The organism is Vibrio sp. Vb1980 (assembly GCF_033338615.1).
Taxonomy (GTDB): Bacteria; Pseudomonadota; Gammaproteobacteria; order Enterobacterales; family Vibrionaceae; genus Vibrio; species Vibrio alginolyticus.
Genome location: NZ_JAWOSZ010000090.1, coordinates 1 through 673 on the forward strand (window position 1 = coordinate 1; position 673 = coordinate 673).

Sequence of the window (673 nt, forward strand, 5' to 3'; positions counted from 1 at the left end):
GCTAATACGTCGATAACGGTCATTTGAACGACACGGCTTGCCATTGGCATGTATACGTCCGTATATTCAGGAATATCTAAAGTGATAGCCAGTGAACTTGCTTTCTCTAATGGAGAATCTTTCGCAGTGATAGCGATGACAGTTGCACCGTTCTCACGAGCCAGATTCGCAATTTCAACTTGGCTTTTCGTACGACCAGTATGAGAAATGAGAACAATCACGTCGTTGTCGCTGCAGTTAATACAGCTCATGCGTTGCATGACAATATCTTCAAAACAAGTAATTGGGATATTAAAACGGATGAACTTGTTTTGAGCATCGCGAGCAACAGATGAAGACGCACCAAGACCAAAGAAAGAAATACGTTTTGCTTGAGTCAGCAAGTCAACCGCACGGTTTACTTGCATCGGGTCTAGGCTATTTTTAGCAACATCCAAACACGCCATTGTCGATTCGAAAATCTTATGCGTGTAAGCATCTGGGCCGTCATCTTCTTCCACATTACGGTTTACGTATGGCGTAGCGTTAGCAAGGCTCTGAGCCAAGTGAAGTTTAAAATCCGGGAAACCTTTGGTATCCAGGCGGCGACAGAAGCGGTTTACAGTGGGCTCACTCACGTCAGCCATTTTTGCTAACGTTGCAATGCTAGAATGAATCGCAGTTTGTGGAGACG

General features: G+C 44.7%; 1 protein-coding gene. It reads right to left on the bottom strand.

Translation table 11 applies throughout. The annotated features are described in order from the left end of the window. The coding region (gene hexR, locus R7F64_RS23930; RefSeq protein ID WP_318072158.1) for a transcriptional regulator HexR at positions 1 to 673 on the bottom strand (673 nt) is incomplete at both ends.